The organism is Hydrogenophaga sp., assembly GCF_026125825.1.
Classification (GTDB): Bacteria; Pseudomonadota; Gammaproteobacteria; order Burkholderiales; family Burkholderiaceae_C; genus Hydrogenophaga.
Window position 1 is genome coordinate 20,925 of record NZ_JAHCKK010000030.1, and the last position, 24,885, is coordinate 45,809.

Annotated in this window: 24 protein-coding genes, 2 pseudogenes and 1 riboswitch; of the genes and pseudogenes, 15 read left to right on the forward strand and 11 right to left on the reverse strand. The window is 68.6% G+C overall.

What is annotated here, in order from left to right; genetic code table 11:
- Window positions 1–39: 39 nt before the first annotated feature.
- The gene (xdhA, locus tag KIT86_RS11945; RefSeq protein WP_297398610.1) at window positions 40–1,542 is read left to right on the forward strand and encodes a xanthine dehydrogenase small subunit; all 1,503 of its coding nucleotides are present in this window, start codon (window positions 40–42) and stop codon (window positions 1,540–1,542) included.
- Window positions 1,539–3,932 carry a xanthine dehydrogenase molybdopterin binding subunit gene (xdhB, locus tag KIT86_RS11950; protein ID WP_297398612.1) on the forward strand — a complete coding sequence of 798 codons (2,394 nt, stop codon included), beginning with the start codon at window positions 1,539–1,541 and terminating at the stop codon, window positions 3,930–3,932. Before xdhA ends, xdhB begins: the two co-directional genes overlap by 4 nt.
- On the opposite strand, the gene KIT86_RS11955 is transcribed toward xdhB, so the two are convergent.
- Window positions 3,929–5,305 (reverse strand): hypothetical protein, encoded by a 1,377-nt coding sequence (locus KIT86_RS11955; RefSeq protein ID WP_297398614.1) that lies wholly within the window; start codon window positions 5,303–5,305, stop codon window positions 3,929–3,931. The genes xdhB and KIT86_RS11955 overlap by 4 nt on opposite strands.
- A gap of 169 nt (window positions 5,306–5,474) precedes the next feature.
- Here KIT86_RS11955 and KIT86_RS11960 point away from each other — a divergent pair.
- Window positions 5,475–5,654: pseudogene (locus tag KIT86_RS11960) on the forward strand (IS3 family transposase); the annotation flags it as partial.
- A 152-nt stretch (window positions 5,655–5,806) separates the two neighbouring features.
- On the opposite strand, the gene KIT86_RS11965 reads toward KIT86_RS11960, so the two are convergent.
- Entirely contained in the window at window positions 5,807–6,622 is an 816-nt protein-coding gene (locus tag KIT86_RS11965; protein WP_297398616.1) for a DUF72 domain-containing protein, read from the reverse strand.
- A gap of 95 nt (window positions 6,623–6,717) precedes the next feature.
- Here KIT86_RS11965 and KIT86_RS11970 point away from each other — a divergent pair, with 95 nt between their 5' ends.
- The 3 genes from KIT86_RS11970 (at window position 6,718) to KIT86_RS11980 (ending at window position 8,664) form a co-directional block, all read left to right on the forward strand.
- Window positions 6,718–7,242, forward strand: a complete 525-nt coding sequence (locus KIT86_RS11970) for a DJ-1/PfpI family protein (RefSeq protein WP_297398618.1) — start codon at window positions 6,718–6,720, stop codon at window positions 7,240–7,242.
- A 106-nt stretch (window positions 7,243–7,348) separates the two neighbouring features.
- Window positions 7,349–8,092, forward strand: coding sequence for an ABC transporter substrate-binding protein (locus KIT86_RS11975; protein WP_297398621.1), 744 nt, complete (start codon window positions 7,349–7,351; stop codon window positions 8,090–8,092).
- Window positions 8,089–8,664, forward strand: a complete 576-nt coding sequence (locus KIT86_RS11980) for a mechanosensitive ion channel family protein (protein WP_297398622.1) — start codon at window positions 8,089–8,091, stop codon at window positions 8,662–8,664. The genes KIT86_RS11975 and KIT86_RS11980 overlap by 4 nt, the downstream gene beginning before the upstream one ends.
- A 7-nt stretch (window positions 8,665–8,671) precedes the next feature.
- On the opposite strand, the gene KIT86_RS11985 is transcribed toward KIT86_RS11980, so the two are convergent.
- From KIT86_RS11985 to KIT86_RS12010, 6 genes are read right to left on the reverse strand one after another with little or no spacing between them, the layout of a single operon-like run.
- Entirely contained in the window at window positions 8,672–9,631 is a 960-nt protein-coding gene (locus KIT86_RS11985) for a sugar kinase (RefSeq protein ID WP_297398623.1), read from the reverse strand.
- A complete protein-coding gene (locus KIT86_RS11990) occupies window positions 9,618–10,277 on the reverse strand; it encodes an RraA family protein (RefSeq protein WP_297398624.1) in 660 nt (219 codons plus the stop codon). The genes KIT86_RS11985 and KIT86_RS11990 overlap by 14 nt, the downstream gene beginning before the upstream one ends.
- Before the next feature lie 24 nt (window positions 10,278–10,301).
- Window positions 10,302–11,270 carry a C-terminal binding protein gene (locus tag KIT86_RS11995; RefSeq protein ID WP_297398625.1) on the reverse strand — a complete coding sequence of 323 codons (969 nt, stop codon included), beginning with the start codon at window positions 11,268–11,270 and terminating at the stop codon, window positions 10,302–10,304.
- Window positions 11,267–12,268, reverse strand: a complete 1,002-nt coding sequence (locus KIT86_RS12000; protein WP_297398626.1) for a DctP family TRAP transporter solute-binding subunit — start codon at window positions 12,266–12,268, stop codon at window positions 11,267–11,269. Before KIT86_RS12000 ends, KIT86_RS11995 begins: the two co-directional genes overlap by 4 nt.
- A 45-nt stretch (window positions 12,269–12,313) precedes the next feature.
- Window positions 12,314–13,603, reverse strand: coding sequence for a TRAP transporter large permease (locus KIT86_RS12005; protein ID WP_297398627.1), 1,290 nt, complete (start codon window positions 13,601–13,603; stop codon window positions 12,314–12,316).
- Complete coding sequence (locus KIT86_RS12010; RefSeq protein ID WP_297398628.1) at window positions 13,600–14,151, reverse strand: TRAP transporter small permease; 552 nt, start codon at window positions 14,149–14,151, stop codon at window positions 13,600–13,602. Before KIT86_RS12010 ends, KIT86_RS12005 begins: the two co-directional genes overlap by 4 nt.
- A 115-nt stretch (window positions 14,152–14,266) precedes the next feature.
- Here KIT86_RS12010 and KIT86_RS12015 point away from each other — a divergent pair, with 115 nt between their 5' ends.
- Together KIT86_RS12015 and KIT86_RS12020 are read left to right on the forward strand one after the other, a co-directional pair.
- Window positions 14,267–14,917, forward strand: coding sequence for a GntR family transcriptional regulator (locus KIT86_RS12015; protein ID WP_297398629.1), 651 nt, complete (start codon window positions 14,267–14,269; stop codon window positions 14,915–14,917).
- Between the two features lie 60 nt (window positions 14,918–14,977).
- Complete coding sequence (locus KIT86_RS12020) at window positions 14,978–15,277, forward strand: hypothetical protein (protein WP_291116509.1); 300 nt, start codon at window positions 14,978–14,980, stop codon at window positions 15,275–15,277.
- A 7-nt stretch (window positions 15,278–15,284) separates the two neighbouring features.
- Here KIT86_RS12020 and KIT86_RS12025 read toward each other — a convergent pair whose 3' ends face one another.
- The gene (locus KIT86_RS12025; protein WP_297398630.1) at window positions 15,285–15,893 is read right to left on the reverse strand and encodes a DNA-3-methyladenine glycosylase I; all 609 of its coding nucleotides are present in this window, start codon (window positions 15,891–15,893) and stop codon (window positions 15,285–15,287) included.
- Between the two features lie 13 nt (window positions 15,894–15,906).
- Window positions 15,907–17,028 carry an MBL fold metallo-hydrolase gene (locus KIT86_RS12030; protein WP_297398631.1) on the reverse strand — a complete coding sequence of 374 codons (1,122 nt, stop codon included), beginning with the start codon at window positions 17,026–17,028 and terminating at the stop codon, window positions 15,907–15,909.
- Window positions 17,029–17,093: 65 nt separating this feature from the next.
- Here KIT86_RS12030 and KIT86_RS12035 point away from each other — a divergent pair, with 65 nt between their 5' ends.
- On the forward strand, window positions 17,094–19,106 hold the full coding sequence (locus KIT86_RS12035) for a spermidine synthase (protein WP_297398632.1): 2,013 nt from the start codon (window positions 17,094–17,096) through the stop codon (window positions 19,104–19,106).
- Between the two features lie 48 nt (window positions 19,107–19,154).
- On the opposite strand, the gene KIT86_RS12040 is transcribed toward KIT86_RS12035, so the two are convergent.
- Window positions 19,155–19,703, reverse strand: a complete 549-nt coding sequence (locus KIT86_RS12040; RefSeq protein ID WP_297398633.1) for a glycine zipper 2TM domain-containing protein — start codon at window positions 19,701–19,703, stop codon at window positions 19,155–19,157.
- Between the two features lie 93 nt (window positions 19,704–19,796).
- A riboswitch (TPP riboswitch) is annotated at window positions 19,797–19,910 on the forward strand.
- A 111-nt stretch (window positions 19,911–20,021) separates the two neighbouring features.
- Between KIT86_RS12040 and thiC the strand changes: the two genes are divergently transcribed.
- From thiC to KIT86_RS12070, 6 genes and pseudogenes are all read left to right on the forward strand, one after another.
- Window positions 20,022–21,890, forward strand: a complete 1,869-nt coding sequence (gene thiC / locus KIT86_RS12045; protein ID WP_297398634.1) for a phosphomethylpyrimidine synthase ThiC — start codon at window positions 20,022–20,024, stop codon at window positions 21,888–21,890.
- Window positions 21,891–21,899: 9 nt separating this feature from the next.
- Window positions 21,900–22,127, forward strand: a pseudogene (locus KIT86_RS12050) (DUF1653 domain-containing protein); the annotation flags it as partial.
- 87 nt (window positions 22,128–22,214) lie between these two features.
- The gene (locus tag KIT86_RS12055; protein ID WP_297398638.1) at window positions 22,215–22,355 is read left to right on the forward strand and encodes an oxidoreductase-like domain-containing protein; all 141 of its coding nucleotides are present in this window, start codon (window positions 22,215–22,217) and stop codon (window positions 22,353–22,355) included.
- A 127-nt stretch (window positions 22,356–22,482) separates the two neighbouring features.
- On the forward strand, window positions 22,483–23,544 hold the full coding sequence (locus KIT86_RS12060) for a 3-oxoacyl-ACP synthase III family protein (protein ID WP_297398635.1): 1,062 nt from the start codon (window positions 22,483–22,485) through the stop codon (window positions 23,542–23,544).
- Entirely contained in the window at window positions 23,537–23,806 is a 270-nt protein-coding gene (locus tag KIT86_RS12065) for an acyl carrier protein (RefSeq protein WP_297398636.1), read from the forward strand. Before KIT86_RS12060 ends, KIT86_RS12065 begins: the two co-directional genes overlap by 8 nt.
- Window positions 23,793–24,885: hypothetical protein (locus tag KIT86_RS12070; RefSeq protein ID WP_297398637.1), on the forward strand; the 1,093-nt coding region annotated here is incomplete at its 3' end. The genes KIT86_RS12065 and KIT86_RS12070, both read left to right, overlap by 14 nt.

Here is a 24,885-nt window from a genome sequence, read left to right on the forward strand (position 1 = left end):
CATATGTTGTGCCAAGGGCGCGGCGCTATGCTGGCACGCATGAGCACCGAAATATCCGCACAAACCCTGACCTTTCTGCGCCGCGGCCAGCCCGTGACGCTGCACCACGTGGCCCCCGACCGCACCCTGCTGGAGGTGCTGCGCGAAGACCTGCACTGCACCGGCACCAAGGAGGGCTGCGGCGAAGGCGACTGTGGCGCCTGCACGGTGGTGCTGGGCGAGGCGGTGGACGGCCGCCTGGAATACAAGGCCATCAACAGCTGCATCCGGCTGGCGCACTCGGTCGACGGCCTGGCGGTCTGGACCGTGGAAGACCTGGCCAACGCAAGCGGCGAATTGCACCCTGCCCAGGAAGCCATGGTGCAGTGCCACGGCAGCCAGTGCGGTTTCTGCACCCCGGGCTTCGTGATGAGCCTGTTCGGCATGTACCAGAACACCCAGGGGGGACAAGGCATCGACCGCGCCCAGGCCCAGGCCGATCTCTCCGGCAACCTGTGCCGCTGCACCGGCTACCGGCCCATCCTGGACGCCGCCCAGCAGATGGGCGGCCTGCCGCTGCCCGAGGGCTGCGGCGTGAACGAAGCCGCCACGGTGGCAGCGCTCCAGGCACTCGACAAGAACCGCCAAGGCACCCCGAGCGCCTACCTGCGCCCGACCCGGCTGGCCACCCTGCTGCAGCAGCGCGCCGCCCACCCCCGGGCCCAGGTGGTCGCCGGCTGCACCGACGTCGGCCTGTGGGTCACCAAAATGCACAAGCGCTTTGCACAGGTGCTGGACGTGACCGCCGTGCGCGAGCTGCGCCGGGTGGAAGACTACCCGCACCACATCGCCATCGGCGCGGCCGTGACGCTGACCGACGCCTACGCCGCCCTGGTGAAAGACCGCCCCCAGCTCAAGACCTTCGCCCAGCGCTTCGCCGGCCTGCCGGTGCGCAACTCGGGCACGCTGGGCGGCAACGTGGCCAATGGCTCGCCCATCGGCGACTCCATGCCCCTGCTGATCGGCCTGGGCGCCAGCGTGGTGCTGATGCGCTGGGATGCGAAACGCGGCGCCATCGCCCACCGCGAGTTGCGGCTCGAAGACCTCTACACCGGCTACCGCACCAACGTGATGCGGCCCGACGAACTGCTGGCCTGGATCAAGGTGCCCCGCCCCACGGCCGGGGAGACCTTCAAGGCCTACAAGATCAGCAAGCGCTTCGACGACGACATCTCCGCCGTCTGCCTGGCGATCCAGATGACGCTGACCGATGGCGTGGTGGCGCAGGTCTCCATCGGCGCGGGTGGCGTGGCCGCCACGCCGGCGCGCGCGCGCCAGACCGAAGCCGCCCTGCGCGGGCGGCCGTGGACGGCCGAGACGGTGCAAGCCGGCGTGGCCGCACTGCGCGCCGAGTTCCAGCCCATCTCCGACATGCGCGCCAGCGCCGCCTACCGCCAGGCGGTGCTGGGCAACCTGCTGCAACGCTTCTGGCTGGAGATCCAGGGCCTGCAGCACATCAACCTGGAAAACCTCAACGCGGCAACGCTGGAGGCACTGGCATGAACGCACGCGACGCCAACAACCCCACCCCCGCGCCGGTGGTGATCTCGTCCCGCGCGGACGCTGTCGCTCCGCCCGAGGACGTGGCCGAAGCCCGCCCTGCGGCACCCCTGCCGCCGGCGAGTGCGCGCGCCGCCGGGGTCTCGCGCTTCCACGAAAGCGCGCGCGCCCAGGTGGCCGGCGGCGCCACCTACATCGACGACATCCCCGAGGTGCGCGGCACGCTGCACGCAGCCCCGGTCTGTTCCAACGTGCCCCACGGCAAGTTGCGTGGGGTGGACGCCTCGGCCGCCCTGGCGATGCCCGGCGTGCGCGGCGTCTTCGGCGCCAGCGACATCCCCGGCGACCCCACGCTGGCCGCCTTCGCGCACGACGAGCCGGTGTTCGCCAGCGAGACGGTGCAGTTCACCGGCCAGGTGGTGGCCGTGGTCGTGGCCGACGACGTGATGACCGCGCGCCGCGCCGCGCGCCTGGTCAAGCTCGACATCGAACCCCTGCCCGCCGTGCTCTCGGTGCACCAGGCCCATGCCCAGGCCAGCTACGTGCTGCCGCCGGTGCATGTGAAGCGCGGCGACGCAGCCGCTGCCCTGGCCCGCGCGCCCCACCAGCTCGAGGGCAGCTTCGAGGTCGGTGGCCAGGAGCATTTCTACCTGGAAGGCCAGATCGCCTATGTGTTGCCGCTGGAGCAGAACCAGTGGTGGGTCTACTCCAGCACCCAGCACCCGGGCGAGGTGCAGCACTGGGTGTCGCACGCGCTGGGCATTGACAACCACGCCGTGACCGTGGAATGCCGGCGTATGGGCGGCGGCTTCGGCGGCAAGGAAACGCAGGCCGGGCACCTCGCGGTGTGGGCCGCCGTGGCCTCGCGCAAGCTGCAGCGCCCGGTCAAGCTGCGGCTGGACCGCGACGACGATTTCATGATCACCGGCAAGCGCCACCCCTTCGCCTACCACTACCGCGTCGGCTTCGACGACAGCGGCCTGCTCTGCGGGCTGGACCTGGAGATGCTCGCCAACTGCGGCTTCAGCGCCGACCTCTCCGGTCCCGTGGCCGACCGCGCGATCTTCCACGCCGACAACGCCTACTTCCTGGAAGACGTGACGATCTCCAGCTACCGCTGCAAGACCCACACCCAGAGCCACACGGCCTTCCGCGGCTTCGGTGGCCCGCAGGGCGTGATCGTGATCGAACGCATCCTGAGCGACATCGCCCAGGCGCTCGGCATGGACCCGCTGGACGTGCGCCTGCGCAACCTCTACGGCATCGACAGCCGCAACGTCACGCACTACCAGATGAAGGTCGAGGACAACATCCTCGAACCGCTCATGACCACCCTGGCGCAGACCAGCCGCTACCGCGAGCGGCGCGGCCAGATCGCGGCCTGGAACGCCAACAGCCCGGTCATCAAGAAAGGCCTCTCGCTCACGCCGGTGAAATTCGGCATCAGCTTCACCGCCACCCTGTTCAACCAGGCCGGCGCGCTGGTGCACGTGTACACCGACGGCAGCGTGCAGGTGAACCACGGCGGCACCGAGATGGGCCAGGGCCTCAACACCAAGGTGGCCGCCATCGTGGCCGACGAGCTGGGGGTGCCCTTCGAGCGCGTGCTCTCCACCGCTTCCGACACCAGCAAGGTGCCCAATGCCAGCGCCACCGCCGCCTCCAGCGGCACCGACCTCAACGGCCGCGCCGCGCAATTCGCCGCCCGCCACGTGCGCGACAACCTCGCGGCCTTCGTCGCCGGGCTGGACGGCTGCGGCGCGGGCGCGGTGCGCTTTGAAGGCGGCCAGGTGATCACGCCCACCGGCACGCGCACCTTCGAGGAAGTGGTGCACGCGGCCTACGCCAACCGCATCCAGCTCTGGAGCGACGGCTTCTACCGCACGCCCAAGATCCACTACGACAAGACCACCCTCACCGGCCGGCCCTTCTACTACTTCGCCTACGGCGCGGCGGTGACCGAAGTGGCGATCGACACGCTCACCGGCGAGAGCCGCGTGCTCAAGGTGGACATCCTGCACGACGTGGGCCACAGCATCAACCCGGCCATTGACATCGGCCAGATCGAAGGCGGTTTCGTTCAGGGCATGGGCTGGCTCACCACCGAGCAGCTGGTGTGGAACGACAAGGGTTATCTGGCGACCCACGCGCCCAGCACCTACAAGATCCCGGCCACCGGCGACATTCCGGCGCATTTCAAGGTCGAACTCTGGCCCGAGGCCAACCGCGAGGACAACGTGCACGGCAGCAAGGCCGTGGGCGAGCCGCCGTTCATGCTGGCGATCAGCGTGTTCGAAGCGCTGCGCGATGCGGTGGGTCAAGCCGGCGGCCGGCCCGGGGCGATGAACGCGCCGGGCACGGCGGAAGAAGTGCTGAAGGCAGTGGAGGCCTAGACGAAGGGCTGTTGCTGCAGCCCCACCCGGAAGGCGTCCAGCACTTCAAGATTGGGGGGGGTGACATGTTGGAACCTGACACCACCTCCGTCAATTCCGAGCCCGCGATGCTCCTCGAGGTCCTCATCGCTGGCTTCGTGCTGGTCGTCGTCGACGATGATGTTCTGAACTCCTTGAACCCCGAGTGGTTGCCATGAACGGGGCACCTCGCTGATCACGACCGAATCGCCCTGCCCCTCCATGGGTATCTGCGACCCGTTCCCACGCAGCCCTTGCGACACCGACAGGTTGCTCACGGAGTGTTCGATGACCCCACTGAGGGGCGCCTCCTCTTGCCGGTCCATGCACCCAAGGACCAGGGTCATGAGCCAGAACGTGCCGATCTCGATGCCATCGAACAGGGCGACAAAACTGTGGAACTCCACGGGCTCCGTACCGCGCTGGCACAGGTTGTCGGGCGACAGGCCACGGTTCATGTGGTGCTTCCAGGCGGGCAACAGCAGCCCTTCCCCGAGGGCCTGGATGCCGTGCGTGATGGCCTTGGTGCGCAAGCCGATGAGGGGCAGAGGATCTTGCTGGTACCAGCTCTTGAACAAGCGCTGGCTGAGGTAACCGATCGTGGTCCACGCCAGCAAGTCGGTGGCCGCGAACAGCCCGGTCTGCAGGGCGCTGTCCCCGACATCGGGCAGTTGCCGTGACCCGGTGCGGCGAACGGGGGGTAGCTGGTTCGCCACGGCCAGGCCGATCTGGTCGAACGCACAAACCACCAAGGCCACCATGAGAATCCACAGGTGAACACGCGCAGGCGCCTTCAGCGTCCTCAGCCCCAGGCACTGCTTGACGGCCGGAATGGCGAGGTCTCGCAGCGCGAAACGCACCCCGTGTTGCACCAGCCGGTTGGTCAACTCGGCGGCCACGCGCTTTTCGTAGGGAAGGTCGCCGCCCTCATTGCAAAAACCGTGCTCCATGGCGGTCTGAATGGCGGTGCCCGCGACGTAGCCCAGGAAGTTCGCAAAGGCGGTCGCCGCCGCATCCCGAAAAATAGGGCCATACTGAGGACCCTCCCCGAGCATGGTCAGCACCTCGTCCACCTGCCGCCGCAGGAGAACCGGGTCGTACGGGCCGTGCAGGTTTTCCAGACCGTCCAGCGCGCGGTTCAGGTGACGAATCAGCGCCTGACCGCTCTTGAAGTACCCGCGGAGTGAAACGGGCTCCTCTTGATAGTGGTGCTGCAGTTGCTGCAGCAGGTCAAGGTCGGGTTGCTCGCCGAGAAGAAGAAGACCAGCTTCCCGCTTCAAATTGGACCATTCTTCGGGCAGCCAACGCTGCCCGCACATTCGGTCAAACCGGTCCGCCAAATCGATGGCCGTCAAATCGGGTTGGTGGGGCTGAGCGCGTGTAAAAGAGGGAATCATGCGTGGTTTGGGTTGGCACCGAGGTGCGGAAGCGCACCAACGAGGCCCCTGAGTGGCAGCACCGGGCGATCGGTTCGGCCCCTTCCCGCCATTGAGCCCTATTGGGGTCGAAATTTGATCTTGTCGGGACCAGGGCAGTCCATATGGGCGCGCCGACTTCAAGCACTTCTGTGCGGCCAACAACCTCGAACCCAGCATGAGCAGGCGGCGTAACTGCTGGGACAATGCGGTTGCCGAGTCCTTCTTCAGCAGCCTGAAGCAGGATCGCATCCAGAAACGCATTTACAGGGTGCGGCAACTGCGCCGGGGCATGACTCCGCAGACCGCCACGGGCCGCATTCCGGCCGGCCACCTCAAGGGCTGCTTCGAGGCCTTCTCCGAGCTCCACCGGGATTTCTCGCGCGCCCGGCGTGGCGAAGCGAACACCCACATGCCCGGTCTGCCCAAAGGGCAGGACGGCTAAGCCAGGCGTTCGATCAGCGCCATGGCCGCAGCGGGCGCGCGCTCCTTGGCGCCGCTGATGAAGTACATGAACACGTCCCGCGCCTGGGCTTTCGGGGCGGCGCCGCCGACACGCGGCACGTCGGCCGGCTCGCCGCCGGCGGCCCAGGTCTTCGCGGCCTGGGCCCAGCGGTCCAGCGCCTTGGGGGCATAGCCCGTTTTCACCTTCGGGTCGGTTCGCATCAGGCGCGCGTATACGAAATCGCCCGTCACATCGGCGAACGAGGGGTAGCCGTCGGAATCGGTGAACACGGTGGCGCAGCGGTGCTTGCGCGCCAGCGCAAGGTAGGCCGGGTCCAGGAAGCTCTGGTGGCGCACGTCCAGGGCGTGGCGCAGCGGCAGGCCATCGACCTCGCGCGGCAGCAGTTTCAGGAAAGCCTCGAAGTCCGCCGGATCGAACACCTTGGTGGGCGCGAACTGCCACACCAGCGGCCCGAGCTTGGGACCCAGTTCGCTCAGACCGCTGCCAATGAAACGCTCGATGGACTCGCCGGCCTCGGCCAGCACGCGGCGGTTGGTGGTGAAGCGGTTGGCCTTGAGCGAGAACACGAAGCCCTCGGGCGTTTCGTCGCGCCACTTGGCAAAGGTGGGCGGCTTGAAGGTGCTGTAGTAGGTGCCATTGACCTCGATCGCGCTCAGCTGCGCGCTGGCGTAGGCCAGCTCCTTGCTGTGCGCGAGCCCCTTGGGGTAGAAGTTGTCGCGCCAGGGCTCGTAGGTCCAACCGCCCACGCCCGAGCGGATCGCGCCCGAGGGCGCCTTCTTGCTGCTGGCCATGCCGTCTCCTGCGGAAAAATCGTCTGCAACTCTACAAGAAGGGCCGCTCCAGAGGGGGCATTCCCCGGGCACGCCATTTGCCCCAGGGAGCCGGTATGGCTCAGCTCCCACCCTCCCTCGAACGCGCCGTGCTGGCCGGCGATCCGTCGATCCGTGCCCGCAAGGTGGCGCTGCTGGTCGCGCACGGCATCGTCGGCAAAAGCGCCGTGGATCTGCACGCCACCCTGCTCGCCCTGGGAGCGCAGCCCTGTTACGTGGCGCCCCGGATCGGTCCGGTGAGGACCGTCGACAGCGTGTTCATCGACGCGGACGCATCGCTGCAGAACGAACCCGGCTTTCTGTTCGACGCGCTGGCCCTGCCCGATGGCGGCGAAGGCGTGCAGGCCCTGGCGCGCGACAGCCACACGCTGGATTTCATCCGCGACCTGCACCGCAGCGGCAAGGCCATCCTGGCCTTGCCCGCGTCGGGCGCGCTGCTGGAGGCGGCCGGGGTCGCCCTGACCCTGCCCTCGGGGCAGGCGGACCCGGGACTGATCCTCGGCCACGACGTGACGGCCTTCGTGCAGGCCATCGTTCGCGACCGTCACCCCGGGCGCCACATCGACACGCCAGCCTCCTGAGCCCGCGCCGGTGGTCCGGGCGGGCCGTTACCATGGTCATCTTTCGCCGCCGGCCCCGGGCCGCGCGATCGCCGTGGACCTCCACCCGCCCCTCTTCGCCACCGCCATGACCGCACCCCACCCCTTGTCACCCGCGATGGCGCCCACCGGCCGCCTGCGCGCTTCGATCAACCTGGGCAACCCCCTGCTTGCCAACCGCCACCCCGCCACCGGACAGCCGTTCGGCGTTTCCGTGGACCTCGCGCACCAGCTGGCCCAGCGGCTGGGCGTCGGGATCGAGCTGGTCGTGTTCGACACGGCGGGCCAATCGGTGGCGGCCGTGAAGACCGGCGCGGCCGATGTCGGCTTCTTCGCGATCGACCCGCTGCGCGGCGAGGGCATCGCGTTCACCGCGCCGTATGTGTTGATCGAAGGCAGCTACCTCGTGCGCAACGAGTCCCCGCTGCAGGGCAACGACGAGGTGGACCGGCCTGGCACGCGGGTCACCGTGGGCAAGGGCAGCGCCTACGACCTGTTTCTCACGCGCGAGCTTCGGCACGCGCAGATCGTGCGCGCGGCCAGTTCGCAGGCCGTGGTCGATGAGTTCCTGCGCCAGGGGCTGGAGGTGGCCGCCGGCGTGCGTCAGCAGCTGGAGCACGACCAGCAACGCCATCCCGGCCTGCGGCTGTTGCCCGGCCGCTTCATGGTGATCCAGCAGGCCATGGGCCTGCCCAGTGACCGCGGTGCCGACGCGGCGCGCTACCTGCATGGTTTCGTGGAAGACATGAAGGCGTCGGGCTCGGTGGCGGCCTCCCTGAACCAGCACGGCATCCAGGGCGCCTCGGTGGCCCCCGCCGCCACCGCCCCATGAAAGACTTTCTCCCCGCCTACGCCCATCCTTTCATCGACGTCATCGTGATCGCGCTGCAAATGGCGCTGATCGTCTTCGTGGCGCTGCTGCTGCGCTCGCTGCTGCACCGCCTCATCACCCGCGTGGGTGAAGACAAGCGCCTGCCGCTGGAGCTGGTGATCGGTGGCCGGCGCGTGGTGACTTTCCTGCTGTTTGGCGCCGCCCTGCTGCTGGTGCTGGACCGCGTGGGCGTCTCCGGCATGGTGATCTGGACCGCCTTCACCGGCTTCGCCGCCGTGGGTGCCATCGCGTTCTTCGCGGCCTGGAGCGTGCTCTCCAACATCTTTTGCGCGGTGCTGATCTTCACGTCGCGCCCGTTCGGCCTGCGCGACCGCATCGAGCTGCTCGAAGGCGGCGACAAGCCCGGCCTGGCAGGCGAGGTGATGGACATCAACCTGATCTACACCACGCTGCGCGAAGACACCGGGGGCGATGCCGAGCCCTCTTACCTGCGCGTGCCCAACAGCCTGTTCTTCCAGCGCACCACGCGCCTGCGCACGCGCGAGTCGGTGGTGCGTTCGCTGCTGGACTGAGCGGCGCTCAGGGCCGCGCGGCCGCGAGCACTTCGCGCACGCGCGCAGCGTGCGGGATCGGCGCCACCGCTCCATAGCCCTCGGTGGAGAGCGCCGCCACCGTGGCGGCGTAGCGCCCGGCGGTGGGCAGATCGTCGCCCGCTACCAGCCGCGCCACGAAGGCACCGCCGAAGGCATCGCCCGCACCGGTGGCGTCCACCGGCTGGCAGCGCGCGGGCGCGATGCGGTGGCGCTCACTGGCCGTGGCCACGATGGCACCCTGCTCGCCCATCTTGAGCGCCACGGTCTTCGCGCCCAGGCGAAGGCAGTGGTCCACCAGCGCGTCGGGGTCTCGCAGGCCGGTGATGGCGACCACATCGTCGTAGCTGGGCAGGCAGATGTCGCTCAGGCCGATGACGTCCGTCATGACCGCGCGCGCCCGCTGCACCGACCACAGCTTGAGCCGCAGGTTGGTGTCGAACGACACCCAGGCCCCGGCCGCGCGTGCGCATTCGATGGCGGCGTAGCCGGCGTCGCACGCACTGGGCGAGATCGCCAGCGAAATGCCCGAGAGGTGCAGCACCTTCGCGGTTTCGATCGGCGCGCGCGGCAGCGTGGCCGGCGCAAGCCGGCTCGCGGCCGAGCCGCTGCGAAAGAAGCTGAAGTGGTGGCCGCCTTCATCGTGGGTGACGAAATAGATGGCGCTGAAGGCCGCCGGGTCGGTGAGCACGTGGCGGTGGTCCACGCCCTCCTCGTCCCACAGGCGGCGCAACAGGGCGCCATAGGGGTCGTCGCCCAGCGCGCTCACGTAGGCCACGCGCGCGCCCTGGCGGGCGGCGGCGATAGCGAAGTTGGAGGTGTCGCCGCCAAAGCCCTGCAGGTAGCTGCGCCCCCCGTTCTCCCCGGTCTGGTTGAACTCCACCATGGCCTCGCCCAGGGCCACGATCTGCGCGGCCCCCGTGCGGCCTGGCGCCTCAGATGCGGCCATATTTGGCCAGCCCCTTGCGCAGCGACTTCTCGGCCATGATCAGCCTGGCCTGCTCCAGTTCGCGCTCGTCGATCTCGCGCGCGGCCGCCAGCACCTCGGCCGCCATGGCGCGCGGGACCACGACCACACCATCCACATCGCCCACCATGATGTCGCCCGGATGCACCAGGATGCCGCCCACGCGCACCGGCACCTGCGAGGCCACCGTGCGGAAGCGGCCCAGCGTGGTGCCGGGACTCACGTCGCGGGCGTACACCGGAAAGCCGTAGTCGCGCCGGATCTCGGTGAGGTCGCGCACGCCGCCATCGAGCACCGCGCCCGCATGGCCGTTGGCCACCGCACCGGCCGTCATGAGGCCGCCCCACACCGCCACGTCGGGCTGGCCGCCGTCGATGGAGATCACGATCACGCTGCCCGGTTCGGCCTCGTCGATCAGGTCCAGCGCGTGCTGGGGCGGCACGAACTCGTCGGTCGCCGATTCAAGCACCGTCGCAGCCGGGCCGCAGAGGCGCTTGTCGTTGATGCGCGGCTTGATCGGCGTGTCCATGTAGCCCCGCTGGCCGCAGACCTTGTCCACCGCGTCGGCCACCGAGGCCACGGCCACTTGGTTGAAGCCGTCGACCAGCTCCTGCAATTCCTTGTTCATCGTTTCTCCGTTCTGTCAAAAAAGTCACCAGCGGTTGAGCCAGTGCAAGGGTTCTTCTCCGCGCAGGACGCGCACCGCCTCCTGCGCCGTCTTGAGCTGCAGCTCGCGCATGGCCTCTTCGCTGTACCAGCCCATGTGGTTGGTCACGACCACGTTGTCCAGCCCGAACAGCGGGTGCGCGCCCGGCGGCTCCTGCTCGAAGACGTCCAGCCCCGCACCCAGGATGCGTCGCTCGCGCAGGGCCTCGTACAGCGCCTGCGTGTCCACCAGCCCGCCGCGCGCCGTGTTCACCAGGATGGCGGTGGGCCGCATGAGCGCGATGCGCCGCGCGTCCACCATGTGTTTCGTCTGCGCGTTCAGCGGCGCGTGCAGCGAGATCACGTCGGCCTCGGCAAACAGGGTGTCGAGGTCGGTGTGTTCCACCCCCGCCGGCATGTCGGTCTTGGGGTCGTGCACCAGCACGCGGCCAAAACCGAAGCCAGCGAGCTTCTCCAGCGTCATGCGCGCAATGCGGCCAAAGCCCACCAGGCCCAGCGTGCGCCCGCGCAGCCGAAACATGGGCTGCAGCACACCGGTGGACCAGCGGCCCGCGCGCACCTCGGCGTCGTGCAGGCCGATGCGGCGCGAAACGGCCAGCGCCAGCGCCACGGCCTGCGAGCTGACCTCGTCGGTGCCGTAGTCCGGCACGTTGGCCACCTTGATGCCGCGCTCGCGCGCGGCGGCCTGGTCGATGTTGTCCACGCCAATGCCGTAGCGGATCACCGCGCGGCAACGGGTCATGGCGTCGATCACCCGGCGCGACACCGGCGACTCCCGCACCAGCACCACGTCGGCGTCGGCCACCGAGGCCGCCGCCGCGTTTTCATCGCGGCGGCAGGGGCGCACCTCGAAGCGCGCGCCTTCGGCGCCCAGCAGGGCCTCTTCCTGGTCGTAGGCGGCGTAGCCGTCGTCCAGGGCCACCACCAGGCGGTCTTTCTTCGCCGCGTCGCTCACTTGCGCGTCGCCTCCACGGCCTTGAACAGCGCGTCCACGTAGTTCTTGCCGATGTCGCCTTCGGCCCATTGACGCACGGGCGGCTGGGCCAGCCTGCGGAACTCGGCGATCTGAGCGGCGGTGGGTTCATAGACCTGCATGCCCACGCCTTCCAGAATCTTCCTGGCGCTCTTGTCCTGATCGGCGGTCATCTTGCGATGAATGGCCATGGCCTTTTGGACGCCTTCGTTGACGGCCTTCTTCTCCACCTCGCTCAGGCGGGTGTAGAAGCGGTCGTTGACAAGGTAGCCGTGCACCGACCACACATGCCCGTCGAGCGTGGCGTACTTCTGGTGCTGGTAGAGGCTGGCGGCAAGGATGTTGGTCACGCCGTTTTCCTGACCGTCCACCACCTTCTGCTGCAAGGCCGTCGGCAGCTCGCCCCACGGAATGGCGGAGGCCGAGGCGCCCAGCGATTCAACCAGGGCCTTGAACACCGGCGAGGGCTGGATGCGGATCTTCATGCCCTTCATGTCGGCCGGCGTCTGGATCGGGCGCAGGCTGTTGGTGAAGTGGCGCACACCGTTGTCGGCAAATCCCAGCGCACGGATGCCCGTCTTCTTGATCATGTCATCCGAAAAGCCTTGCAGCCAGGACGAGTCGTACACGCGCCAGGCATGCTCGTGGTTGTCGTACAGGAAAGGAATGCCCAGCACGCCGATGGGCTTGTGCACGGTGCCGATGGCGCCGTCGTGTGCCACGGCCATCTCCAGCGTGCCCAGGCGCAGGGCTTCCATGGTGGGCTGGTCCTTGCCGAACTGGCCCGCCGGGAAGATCTCGACCTTGAGCGAGCCATTGGTGGCCTTTTCGACATGGTCCTTGAAAGCCAGCGCGGCCACGTGCTTGGGCTGGTCGTCCTTGGCCGGCTGGAAGTGGGCGTACTTGATCACTTTCTGCGCGTGCGCTGCGGGCAGCAGCAGGGCCAGGCCCATCACAGCGACAAGGGTCTTGAATTTCATGGCGAAGGTCTCCTTTGTGGTTGGGGAAAAGCGGAACGTCGGCGGTCAGCGCGCGTAGCCGAAGAGGCTGGGCACAAAAGTGCTCAAGGACGGGATGAGCACCACCGCGAGCAGCACCACCAGCAAGGCGGCCAGCAGGGGCAGGATGGCCCGTGTGAGTTCTTCCAGCCGCAGCCGCGCCACCGAACTCATGACGAACAACACCCCGCCGACCGGGGGCGTGGCCAGCCCGATCGTGAGGTTGAGCACGATGGCCATGGCAAAGTGAAGCGGGTGGATGCCGAACTGGTCGGACAGCGGTGCCAGCACCGGCACCAGGATGATCACCGCCGGCAGCGTGTCGATGAACAGGCCGCAGACGAGCACGAACACCATCACGATCAGCATGATGGTCACGGGGTCCGTGGTCATGCCGCCAATGGCCGCGCCGATGGTCTGGGGAATCTGCAGCAGGGTGAGCAGCCAGGCGAACAGCGAGGCCATCGACACGATGATGAGCGCCGCCGAGGTGACCAGGCCGCTTTGCAGCAGCACGCGGGCAATGATGCGGGCGTTGAGCGTGCGCGTGACGAACAGGCCGATGAAGAGCGCGTAGAACACCGCCACGGCCGATGCCTCGGTGGGTGTGAACAGGCCGGTGAGGATGCCGGCGATGATGATGGCCGGCATCAGCAGCACCGGGGTGGCCTTCCACAGCGCGAGCAGGCGCACCTTCCAGCCCGGTGCCTTGCCCACGGTGCCGTAGCCGCGCCTGACCGACAGATAGTGGTTCATCGCCATCAGTGCCACGCCCATCAGCAGGCCCGGGACCACGCCGGCCAGGAACAGCCCGGCCACGGTGACGCGGTTGTCGGTGAGCGCATAGATCACCATCACGATGGAGGGCGGAATGATCGGGCCGATGACCGCCGTGGCCGCCGACAGCGCGGCCGCGTAGGCCTTGTCGTAACCGCTGCGCGTCATCATGCGGGTCTCGACCGCGCCAGGGCCCGCCGCGTCGGCCAGGGCCGAGCCGCTGATGCCGGCGAACATGACCGAGGTGACCACGTTCACGTGGCCCATGCCACCGCGCACGTGCCCCACCATGGCGCCCGCGAAGCGCAGCAGCGCGGTCGTGATGCCACTGGCCGTCATCAGGTCGGCGGCCAGGATGAAGAACGGCACGGCCATCAAGGGGAAGCTGTTGATGCCGTCGAAAAAGCGCTGTGGCACCGACAAGAGGGAGAGGTTGCCATCGACCACCAGCGCGAGCAGGCCCGCGCCGCCCATGGCCAGCGCGATCGGCACACCGATGACCAGGCTGACGACAAAGACGATGAAGAGCACGGCACTCATGCGTGGGCCTCCTCGCCGTCACCGCCGATGTCGTCCACCTGCACGAACTCGCGCGCGATGAACTGCCGCCAGAACAGCAGCAGGTGCAGCAGCATCGCTGCCGCACCCAGCGGGATGCCCAGATAGGGAAGACCGGCGGGCAGGCCCATGGCCGGGGTTTCCTGGTTCCAGGTGAACTCGGCGATCTGCACGCCCAAGACCGTCAAGGTGAGCAGGAACAGCGCGGTGGCCAGCGCGATGAACCCGCGGATCGCCCTGCGGATCGGCGCGGGCAAGGCGTCCTGCAGCATGTCCACCGCCACGTGGCGGCCTTCACGCAGCGCCAGGCCAGCGCCCAGGTAGGCCACCCAGATCATCTGGATCTGCGTGAATTCCTCGACCCAGAAGATCGATTGGTTGAACACATAGCGCATGACCACGTTGGCGAACACGAGGACCGCCATCGAAGCCATGAGAAGAATGATGAGGGCCTGGTTGACTCGCACGAATCCGTGCTCCAGGCGGGCGGTCCATGAAAGTGGCCGCACGGGGGGGTCGCTGAACGCCATGGGTGGCTTGTCTCCAAGTTGGTATCCGGGTTTTGCCTGCATAGTATCTGATATCTCAGATATAGCATGTGGGGAAACCCCTTACACTGCTGCACCCAACGATTGCTCAACCACCATGACCCGACAACTCGAGCTTGAACGCCCCCGCCTGCTCACCGAGGTGGTCGCCGAGCGGCTGCGCGAGGCCATCGTCAAGGGCGACCTCAAACTCGGCGAACAGGTGTCGGAAGCGCAGCTGGCCCAGCGCATGGGCGTGAGCAAGACGCCGGTGCGCGAGGCCTTGCTGCGGCTCAAGAACGAGGGCCTGGTGGAGATCCACCCGCAGCGCGGCACCTTCGTCTTCACGCTCTCGCCGCAGGAGCTCTCGCACCTGCTGCAGTTCCGCGCGATGGTGGAGACCGAGGCGCTGCGCGAGGCCATGCAGTCGCATCCGGGCGAGCTGCTGCAGCGCATGGCGCAGTGCGTGAAAGAGATGAAGGTCGCCGAGCGCGCGAAGGACCTGCCCGCGCTCGCCCGCATCGACATGAGCTTCCACCAGGCCTTCTTCGAGAGCTGCGACAACCACTACCTGCGCGGCAGCTACGAGCTGCTGCGCCACCAGCTCACCGCGCTGCGCCACCGCTCGCCCATCGCGAATGCGGTTTCCAGCCACCAGGTGCTGGTGGATGCGGTGGAAGACCACGACGCCGAGAAGGCCTGCGCCCTGCTGCGCGGGCATGTGCTGGAAAACGAACCGCGTTACCTGCTGGCCTGCGGCATCGCATGACGGCAGCGCGGGCGGCGGGCCTTCAGTACAATCGCCGACCCCTCACCCCGCGCTTACCTCATGCAGTACTCCGTTTCGCACCACAAGCTCAAGCTCATCCTGGCCGCGCATGGCCTCAAGCCGGGCGATGCCGGTGGCATCGACGCGCTGTTCGGCGGCAAGGACGGCTACTACTGGTTCGGCACCGTGCGCGACCTGTGCCCCGAGGGCAAGACGCTGTCGTGGGAGAACCAGTACGCCATGGTCAACGCGATCCAGGCGCACGAAAACGCCACGGCCGAAGAGGACGAGATGAAGCCGCAGGTGCCCAGCGCGGCCAACATCGCCGCGCTCTCCAAGCTGCTGGCCGATCCGCTCTGAGGCCTCGCTAGCGCGGCCGCTGGAAGCGCAGGCGCGCCTGCGCGGCCTGCGGGCGCACCACGCAGGCCGTGGCGTGGTCGTTGATCAGGCCCATGGCCTGCATGAAGGCGAACACCGTGGTCGGGCCGACGAAGGCCCAGCCCAGTTTCTTCAGATCTTTCGAGAGGCGCGTGGAGGCTTGCGACGTGGAGGCGGTCTGGGGCGCGCCCAGGCTGGCCTCGGCGGGCTCGTAGCGCCAGAAGAAAGCCGCCAGCGAGCCTTCGGCCTTCACCATTTCCTGCGCGCGCTTGGCGTTGTTGATGACCGCCTCGATCTTGCCTCGGTGGCGGACGATGCCTGCATCGGCCAGCAGGCGCTCCACGTCCTTCGGCGTGTAACCGGCAACCCGGTTGAAATCGAACCCGTGGAAGGCGGCCCGGAAGTTCTCGCGTTTGGCCAGGATGGTGCGCCAGCTCAGGCCGGACTGAAAACTCTCCAGGCACAGCTTCTCGAACAGCCGGCGGTCGTCGTCGACGGGGAAGCCCCATTCGCGGTCGTGGTAGGCAAAGAACTCGGGCGCGGCGGCGCACCAGCGGCAGCGGGGTTGGCCATCGGGGCCGTCAACGGTCGAATCCATGAGGTCGCCTTGTTCAATCGAGGGGCCAGGGCAATTCTCGCTGAAGGGCCGGGGGGCCCTCGGGCAGCTTCGCGGCTTCGTGGCCGGCGCCCAGCGAGCGCCACCAGGGCGTCACGCCCTCGAGCGCAGCCGGCTCCACGGCCTCGCCCAGCCGGGGCATGAGCAAGGGCGTGCCCTGCCCCTGCGCCAGCGCGAGCAAGGTCTCCACCGGTTCGTCCCAGGCATGCATGGCCAGGCTGAAGGTGCCCCAGTGCACCGGCAGCAGGGCGCCCCCGCCCAGCAAGGCATGCGCCTTCAATGCATTGGCCGGGCCCAGGTGGATGTCGCCCCAGGCCGGGTGGAAGGCCCCCACCTCCAACATCACCAGGTCGAACGGCCCGAGCCGCTCGCGGATGGTGGCGTACTCCGTGGTCAGGCCGGTGTCGCCGCTGAAGAACACGCGGTGCCGCTCGCTGGCGACCACCATGGACGACCACAGGGTGGCGTTGCGGTCCTTGAGGCCGCGGCCGGAGAAATGCTGCGAAGGCGCGGCGGTGATGGTCAGGCCCGTGCCGGGCACGCGATGGCTCTCCCACCAGTCCAGCTCGGTGATGCGCTCGGCCGCCACGCCCCAGGCCTGCAGGTGCGCACCCACGCCCAGCGAGGTGACGAAGGGCACACGGCTGTGCCGCGCGAGCGCCCGGATGGTGGGGTAGTCCAGGTGGTCGTAGTGGTCGTGCGAGACCACGACCACATCCACCTCGGGCATTTCGCGCAGCCGCAGCGGCACGGGCTGGAAGCGCTTGGGGCCGAGCAGCCGGAACGGCGAGGCGCGCGTGCCCCAGACGGGGTCGGTCAGCACGCGGTGCCCGTCGATCTCGATGAGCACCGTGGAATGCCCCAGCCAGGTGGCGCGCAGGCCGCTCTGGGCCGGGCGGCTCCAGCGCTCGCGCGGATCGAGCGATGGCAAGGGGGCGCCGGGCAGGCGCCGGTCGCCGCCGCTCAGGAATTCCTTGAGCGTGGGCCGGGGCACGGTGAGGTCTCGCAAACCGGGCAGCACCGGGTGAAGGTTGCGAAAACCCGTGTCGTCCCAACGGGGCGAAGCGCGCATGCGCTCCAGGCGCTCGCCCTGCGCCCGTCTGCCAAAACTGTTCATGGGGTCACTCCTTTTGCGCCCGCCCGGCCATACTCCGGCATCCCGCCGACCAGGATCACACTACCATGCCTCTGTTCGCAGCCACGGTTTTCCTGTCCGCTTTCCTGCTGTTCCAGATCCAGCCCATCGTGGCCAAGATGATCCTGCCGTGGTTCGGCGGGTCGTCCTCGGTCTGGACCTTGTGCATGGTGTTCTTCCAGGTGGAGCTGCTGCTGGGCTACGCCTATGTGCACCTGGTGCACGAGAAGCTCAGCCCCCGGCGCCAGCCCTGGGTGCACGGGGCGCTGCTGCTGCTCAGCCTGGCCTGGCTGCCGGTGGTGGCCGACCCCTCGTGGAAACTCGACGCCCAGGCTCAGCCGACCTGGAGCGTGCTGGGGGTGTTGGCGACCACCGTCGGCGTGCCCTACCTGCTGCTGTCCACCACCGGCCCGCTGATGCAGGCCTGGTGCGCACGCGCCTTCGCGGCCGGGGGCGCACAACCTTACCGGCTGTATGCGCTGTCCAACCTGGCGTCCATGCTGGCGCTGCTGTCCTACCCGGTGCTGGTCGAGCCCTTGCTTGCGGTCAAGCCGCAGGCCTGGGCCTGGTCGGGCGGCTATGCGCTGTTCGTGCTGGTCTGCGTGGCCACGGCGGCTTACACGGTGCGGCGGCAGAACGGCAGCGCCACCCACCCGGTGCCGCTGGAAGAGGCGCCCCACCCCGGCTGGCGCGAATGCCTGCTGTGGGTCGGCCTGGCGGCCACCGCCTCCATGCTCCTGCTGGCCATCACGCGCCACCTCACGCAGGACGTGGCGCCGGTGCCTTTTCTCTGGGTGCTGCCGCTGGCGCTCTACCTGTTGAGCTTCATCCTGTGCTTCGACGCACCGCGCTACTACGTGCGCCCGCTCTTCCTGGCCGCACTGCCGCTGGCCTTCGCCGCGCTCGATGTCGCGATGAACCAGGGCCTGGATGTGCCGGCGCTGGTCGGCCTGCTGTGCGCGGCGGTGTTCGTGTTCTGCATGGTCTGCCACGGCGAGCTGGTGCGGCGGCGCCCGCCGCTGCGCCACCTCACGCTCTTCTACCTGATGCTCTCGGTGGGCGGCGCGCTGGGCGGTCTGTTCGTGGGGCTGGTGGCGCCGGTGGTCTTCAACGCCTATTTCGAGCTGCCCCTGGGTCTGTTTCTGTGTGCGCTGCTGACGGTGGTGGTGCTCTGGCCCGGGCTGCGCACGCGCTGGCGCGGCGCCATGCTGCTGGCGCTGCTGCTCTACGCTGTGCGCCTGGCCAGCCTCTCGCTGGACGATGTGCGCGGCTACACCGAGGTGGTGCGCAACTTCTACAGCCAGACGCGCATCGAGGACAGCGCCGACGCGGACGGCCTGGGCCCGGTGCGCAAGATGGTGCACGGCAGCATCACGCACGGCGAGCAATACCTGAACCACCCCCGGCATGCCACCGCCTACTACTGCGAGCGCACCGGCATCGGCCGCGCGCTGATGAGCCTGCCCACCGACCGACCGCGCAAGCTGGGTGTGGTGGGCCTGGGCGCCGGCACGCTCGCGGTGTACGGCCGGGCCGGCGACGAGATGCGCCTGTACGAGATCAACGACCAGGTGCTGGACCTGGCGCGGCGGCATTTCACGTTCCTCGCCGACAGCGCGGCGCGCACTGTGCCGGTGCTGGGCGACGGCCGTCTGATGCTGGAAGCCGAAGCCCCGCAGGCCTTCGACCTGCTGGCCATGGACGCGTTTTCCGGCGACTCCATTCCGACCCACCTGCTCACGCTGGAGGCTTTTGATGCCTACCAGCGCCACATGCGCCCGGACGGCTTGCTGGCGGTGCACATCACCAACACCTACCTCGACCTGCGCCCGGTGATGGCCTCGGCCGCTGAGCACCTGGGCAAGGTGGCACTGCGGCTGGAACTGCCTTCAGGCCACGGCGATCCGTTCTGCCGACGCTCTTCCTGGGTGGTGTTTGTCAACCCGGCTCAGGCGGCGAACCTGCCGCCCCGCCTGCAGGGGGCCGAGGTGCTGCAGCCCCGGCCGGGTTTCCGGCCATGGACCGACACCTTCTCCAACCTGTTCGACATCCTCATCTGAGGGCGGCACAGCGCCGTTGCACTTTCTTGCAACTGCGCCGCGCCTTGTTCACGACTTCGCGTCGGGCGGCGTGGTCACGACCTGGCCGTCCTTCACCGGCAGCGTCGCGCCGGGCTTGAACGAGGTGCGCACCGTGCCGTCCTTGCCATCCAGCCGGTAGGTGACCTGGTAGCCACTGAGCTTCTGTGACTTTTCGTTCACCGTCTTGCAGCGCCGCTCCACCGAAGCAACGGTGTCCTTCTGCTGCATGTTCTTCTGCACCTGGTTGCCCGCGTAGCCGCCGGCCGCGGCACCGGCCACAGTGGCCAGCGTCTTGCCGTTGCCGCCGCCAATGGTGCTGCCCAGCAGGCCGCCGGCCACGCCACCGATCACCGTGCCGGCGATGCGGTGCTGGTCTTTCACCGGGGCCTGCCGCTGCACCGCCACGTCCTCGCAGCGCTCGCGCGGCGTGACCACGGTTTCCATCACTTCTTTCACGGCGACGACTTCGGCCTCCTTGGGCTTCATCAGCGTCTGGTAGCCGGTGACGCCGCTGGCGCCGATGACGACCGTGGCGAGCCCGCCGACGACCAGTCCCTTCATCATTGATTTGTCCATGTGCTCATCCTGCCTTTCTGAGGAATCCATCTTGCCGGGCAATCTATCGCTGTTCTGTCGTGTTCTTGTGACAAAGCGTGTCCGCGTACACTCCCTCCTGCTCCGGGGTGCACGGACTCGCAAGGGTCCGGCGCTGAGACGGCTTGACGCCGAACCCGTGAACTTGATCCGGTTAGTACCGGCGAAAGAAGAGCGCATGCCCCACGGCGGCATGCGGGCGTGGTCCCTGCCCTGGCGCAGGGGCGGTGCCTGCGCACGCGGTCACTGGGGCGGTCCTCCGGAGCATCCCCCCATCCACCGGAACCGGAGACCGCCACCATGAACGCCCCCGACAAGATCCCCACCGCCTCGCTCGCGCTCAGCCGCGAACCCTTTCCCGCCTCCCGCAAGATCCACGTGCCCGGCCAGCAGCCCGGCGTGAACGTGCCCATGCGCGAGATCGCGCTCACCAACGGCGAGCGCGTGGTGGTGTACGACACCTCGGGCCCCTACTCGGAGCCCACGGCCGCCATCGACGTGACGCGCGGCTTGCCCGAGGTGCGCGGCGCGTGGATCGCCGCACGCGGCGACACCGAAAGCTATGCGGGCCGGGTCCGCCAGGCGCTGGACGATGGCGTGAAGCACGAAGCACGCGACGCAGACCGCATCGCCGCCCTGCGCGCCTCTGCCACCGGCCTGCAGCGCACGCCGCGCCGCGCGCGCCACGGCATGAACGTGACCCAGATGCACTACGCGCGCCGCGGCATCGTAACGCCCGAGATGGAATACGTGGCCGTGCGCGAGAACGGCCGGCGCGAATGGATGGCCGAGTACCTCGGTGACGCGGCGCGCGAGGCCCGCCTGCGCGGCCAACCGATGGGTGCGCGCATCCCCGCGATCATCACGCCCGAATTCGTGCGCGACGAGGTGGCACGCGGCCGCGCCATCATCCCGGCCAACATCAACCACCCCGAGGTGGAACCAATGGCGATCGGGCGCAACTTCCTGGTCAAGGTCAATGCCAACATCGGCAACTCGGCCGTCACCTCCAGCATCGAGGAGGAGGTGGACAAGCTGGTGTGGGCGATCCGCTGGGGCGCGGACAACGTGATGGACCTCTCCACCGGGCACCACATCCACACCACGCGCGACTGGATCGTGCGCAACTCGCCCGTGCCCATCGGCACAGTGCCGATCTACCAGGCGCTGGAGAAAGTGGGCGGCGTGGCCGAAGACCTGAGCTGGGCGATCTACCGCGACACGCTGATCGAGCAGGCCGAACAGGGGGTGGACTACTTCACCATCCACGCCGGCGTGCGCCTGCCCTTCATCCACCTCACGGCCAACCGGCGCACCGGCATCGTCTCGCGCGGCGGCTCCATCATGGCGAAGTGGTGCATCACGCACCACCAGGAGAGTTTTCTCTACACGCACTTCGACGAGATCTGCGAGATCATGAAGGCCTACGACGTGAGCTTCTCCCTCGGCGACGGCCTGCGCCCCGGCAGCGCGGCCGATGCCAACGACGAAGCCCAGTTCGCCGAACTCAGGACCCTGGGCGAGCTCACGCAGATCGCGTGGAAGCACGATGTGCAGACCATGATCGAAGGGCCCGGACATGTGCCGATGCACCTGATTCAGGCCAACATGGACGAACAGCTCAAGCACTGCCACGAAGCCCCGTTCTACACCCTGGGCCCGCTCACCATCGACATCGCGCCCGGCTACGACCACATTGCCTCGGCCATCGGTGCGGCCATGATCGGCTGGATGGGCACGGCCATGCTGTGCTATGTGACGCCCAAGGAGCACCTGGGCCTGCCCGACCGCGACGACGTGAAGCAGGGCCTGATCGCCTACAAGATCGCTGCGCACGCGGCCGACATCGCCAAGGGCCACCCGGGCGCGCGCGCGCGCGACGACGCGATGAGCAAGGCGCGCTTTGAATTCCGCTGGCACGACCAGTTCAACCTCGGCCTGGACCCGGACACCGCGCGCGACTTCCACGACGAGACCCTGCCCAAGGACAGCAGCAAGGAAGCCCATTTCTGCAGCATGTGCGGGCCGAAGTTCTGCTCGATGAAGATCACGCAGGACGTGCGCGACTACGCCGAACAGGGCATGGCGGGCAAGTCGGCCGAGTTCAAGGCTGCGGGCGGCGAGTTCTACGTGCCCGTGTCCTCGATCCCGGTCAAGGCCGGCGCCTAAACTCCCGGCATGACCGACGACGACCTGCCTGCGCTGAACCCCACGCCGCCCGGCCTGTACCGCCACTACAAAGGTGGCTGGTACGAGGTGCTGGACACCGTGCGCTGCAGCGAAACCCTGCAGGGCATGACCCTGTACCGGGCGCTGTATGGCGGCTGGGGCCTGTGGGTGCGGCCAGCGGCCATGTTCGCGGAGGTGGGGGTGTTCGAAGGGCGCGAGCAGGCCCGCTTCACCCGGCACGACCCGGCCCTGGTCGCCCTGGGCGACCTGCCCACGGCGCGCGCGCTGATCGCCCACCTGCGCGGGCGCGCGCAGCAACGGGGCATGGACCTGGACAGCAGCCTGCGCCCGCCGCCACCCGAGCCCGCCACCTGCTGCGGGCGGGGTTGCAATGGCTGCGTCTGGGAAGGCTTCTACACGGCTTTGCACCACTGGCGGGAAGACGCGCTGGCCCGCCTTTTGTGACATATGCCCGGCCCCGGGCCCGGGTGGTGACTGGGCCAGGAGCCCTTCCGTATACTGGCCGGAGTACAAAACCAGCGCCCCCCGCCGCAGCGCCCGGGAGCGCCACCGAATCAACGAGGGAAGTCGAGTGAGCCAATCGAACATCGGCGGTTTCCGCATCGCAGGCATCAGCACGTGCCTGCCTCCGATGGCCGTGGACAACCTCGACCCGGCCCTGGGTTTTCCGCCCGAAGACGTGCGCAAGGTGGTGGCCATGGCCGGCGTGCGCGAGCGCCGTGTGGTGGACGCCTCCATCACCTCGGCCGACCTGTGCTTTCGCGCCGCCACGCGGCTGATGGAGCGCCTGGAGTGGGCGCCCGAGAGCGTGAGCGCGCTGATCTTCGTCACCCAGACGCCCGATCACTTCCTGCCCTCCACCAGTTGCCTGCTGCAACAGCGCCTGGGCCTGCCCGACACCTGCGCCGCGTTCGACGTCGGCCTGGGCTGCTCCGGCTACCCGTACGGCCTGTACATTGCCGCCGCCATGTTGCGCGCCGGAGGCCACCGGCGCGTGCTGATGCTGCACGGCGAAACGCCCAGCCGCTTCGTGAGCCCCGAAGACCAGGCCACCGTGCTGCTGTTCAGCGACGCGGGCTCGGCCACGGCGCTGGAACTCGACGAGACCCCCGGGGCGGGCGGCCAGTTCGTCCTGCACACCGATGGCAGCGGCGCCAACGGACTGATCCTGCGCGGCGGCGCCTTCCGGGACCGGGCGCCGGCCAACCCGCGCCACCACTTCCTGGAAATGGACGGTGCGGCCATCTTCAACTTCACCATCAAGCGCGTGCCGCCGCTGATTGCCGAGACCCTGGCCTTTGCGGGCAAGACCGTGGCCGACGTGGATGCCTTCGTGTTCCACCAGTCCAACCGCTTCATCATGAAACACCTGATGAAAAAGAGCGGGCTGCCGGACGATCGGGTCCCGATGTCCATCGAGGACAGCGGCAACTGTGGCGGCCCTTCGGTGGCCGTGGCCATGACACGCAGGCTCGCCCCGCCCGCGCCGGGGCAGCGGCTGCACTGGATGCTGTTGGGCTATGGCGTCGGCCTGTCATGGGGGGCGGCCATGATCCAGATCGACGACCGCACCGTGCTGCTGCACGACGAGGGCGAGGGCCTGTCATTGAATCAAGGTGTCTGCGATGAGTGAGAAAGCCAAAACCCAGGTGTCCATGAGCGAAGCCCTCGCCATGCTCGCCGAGTGTTTCAACCTGCCCGTGGAAGACATGCACGCCGACCTGCAGCGCGACGCCATCGACGACTGGGATTCCATGGGCGCGCTGATGCTGATGGCCGAACTCGACGAGCGCTTCGGCATCGAGCTCACCGCCGAAGCCTCGCGCGAAATGACCCGCATCGGCGATGTGCTGGCCTTCCTCAAGGTGCACGGGGCACTGAGTGAAAACGCCTGACGTGCGGCGCTCCGTGGCGCCCGCCCCCCGATTGCCCGAGCACGAGAAGCTGGGCCGGCTGGTGGCGCGCAGCCTGGGCCTGGACGCATCGGCGTTGCAGGTGGGCCTGAACCCGGCCCTGCTGGCCGACCTGCCAGAGGTCATCGCGCTGCGCCGCGAGCACCTCAACGGCAGCTGGGACGACGAGACCTATCTGCGCTGGCGCTACCGGCTCGGGCGCGCCAGCGGCGGTTTTGGCGACCTGTGGTGCCTGCGCGCCAAGGGCCGTCTGCTGGCCATCATCGGCACAGAGGAACTGCACATCGAGCACGATGGCCAGAGGCTCGCAGGCGCGCAGGTGATGGACCTGCTGGTGCGGCCCGAGACGCAGGAGTCGGGCCTGGGCATCTGGCTCAACCAGGCCATGCTCGCGCGGTACGACTTCACGCTTGCGGTGGGCGCCAACCAGAATTCGGCCGGCATCGTGCGCCGCATGTTCGAGCCGCTGCCTTCGCGCCTGACCTTCACCCACCCGCTGGACCTGGCGCCCTTCGTGCGCCGCCGCTGGCCCGCGGTGGCCGGCCTGCCCCTGGTCATGCGCATGGCCAACGGCGGCCTGGCCCTGCGCCGGCTCGCGCTGCGCCGCCACCGGCCGCGCGGCCTCACGCTGGAGGGCGCCACCCGCCTCGATCCGGCGCTGGTGGTGCCCGGTGCCCGCGATCCCGACAGCGTGCACCTGCGGCGCGACAGCGCCTACCTGCAGCAGCGGCTGCTGGGCAACCCGCGGCGCCCGCTGGTGATGCGCGTGGCGCGCCAGGAGGGCAAGGTGGTGGGCCTGATTGCCTGGGCGATGGAGACCGACGACAAGGGCCGGCCCGAGCTGCACGTGATCGACTGGCACCATGACAGCGACGCCACCCTCATCGGCCTGCTGCACGACGCGGTGCGCGAAGCCGCCGCCCGGCGCTGCAGCTGCGTGCGGCTGAACCTCCAGGACAGCGCCACGCAGCGCGTGGCCGCGCGCGCGGGCTTCCTGCCCTCGCGCGACGACGAAGGCCGCCTGTGCGGCGTGCCAACGCAAGACCCAGCCGTGGCCAGGC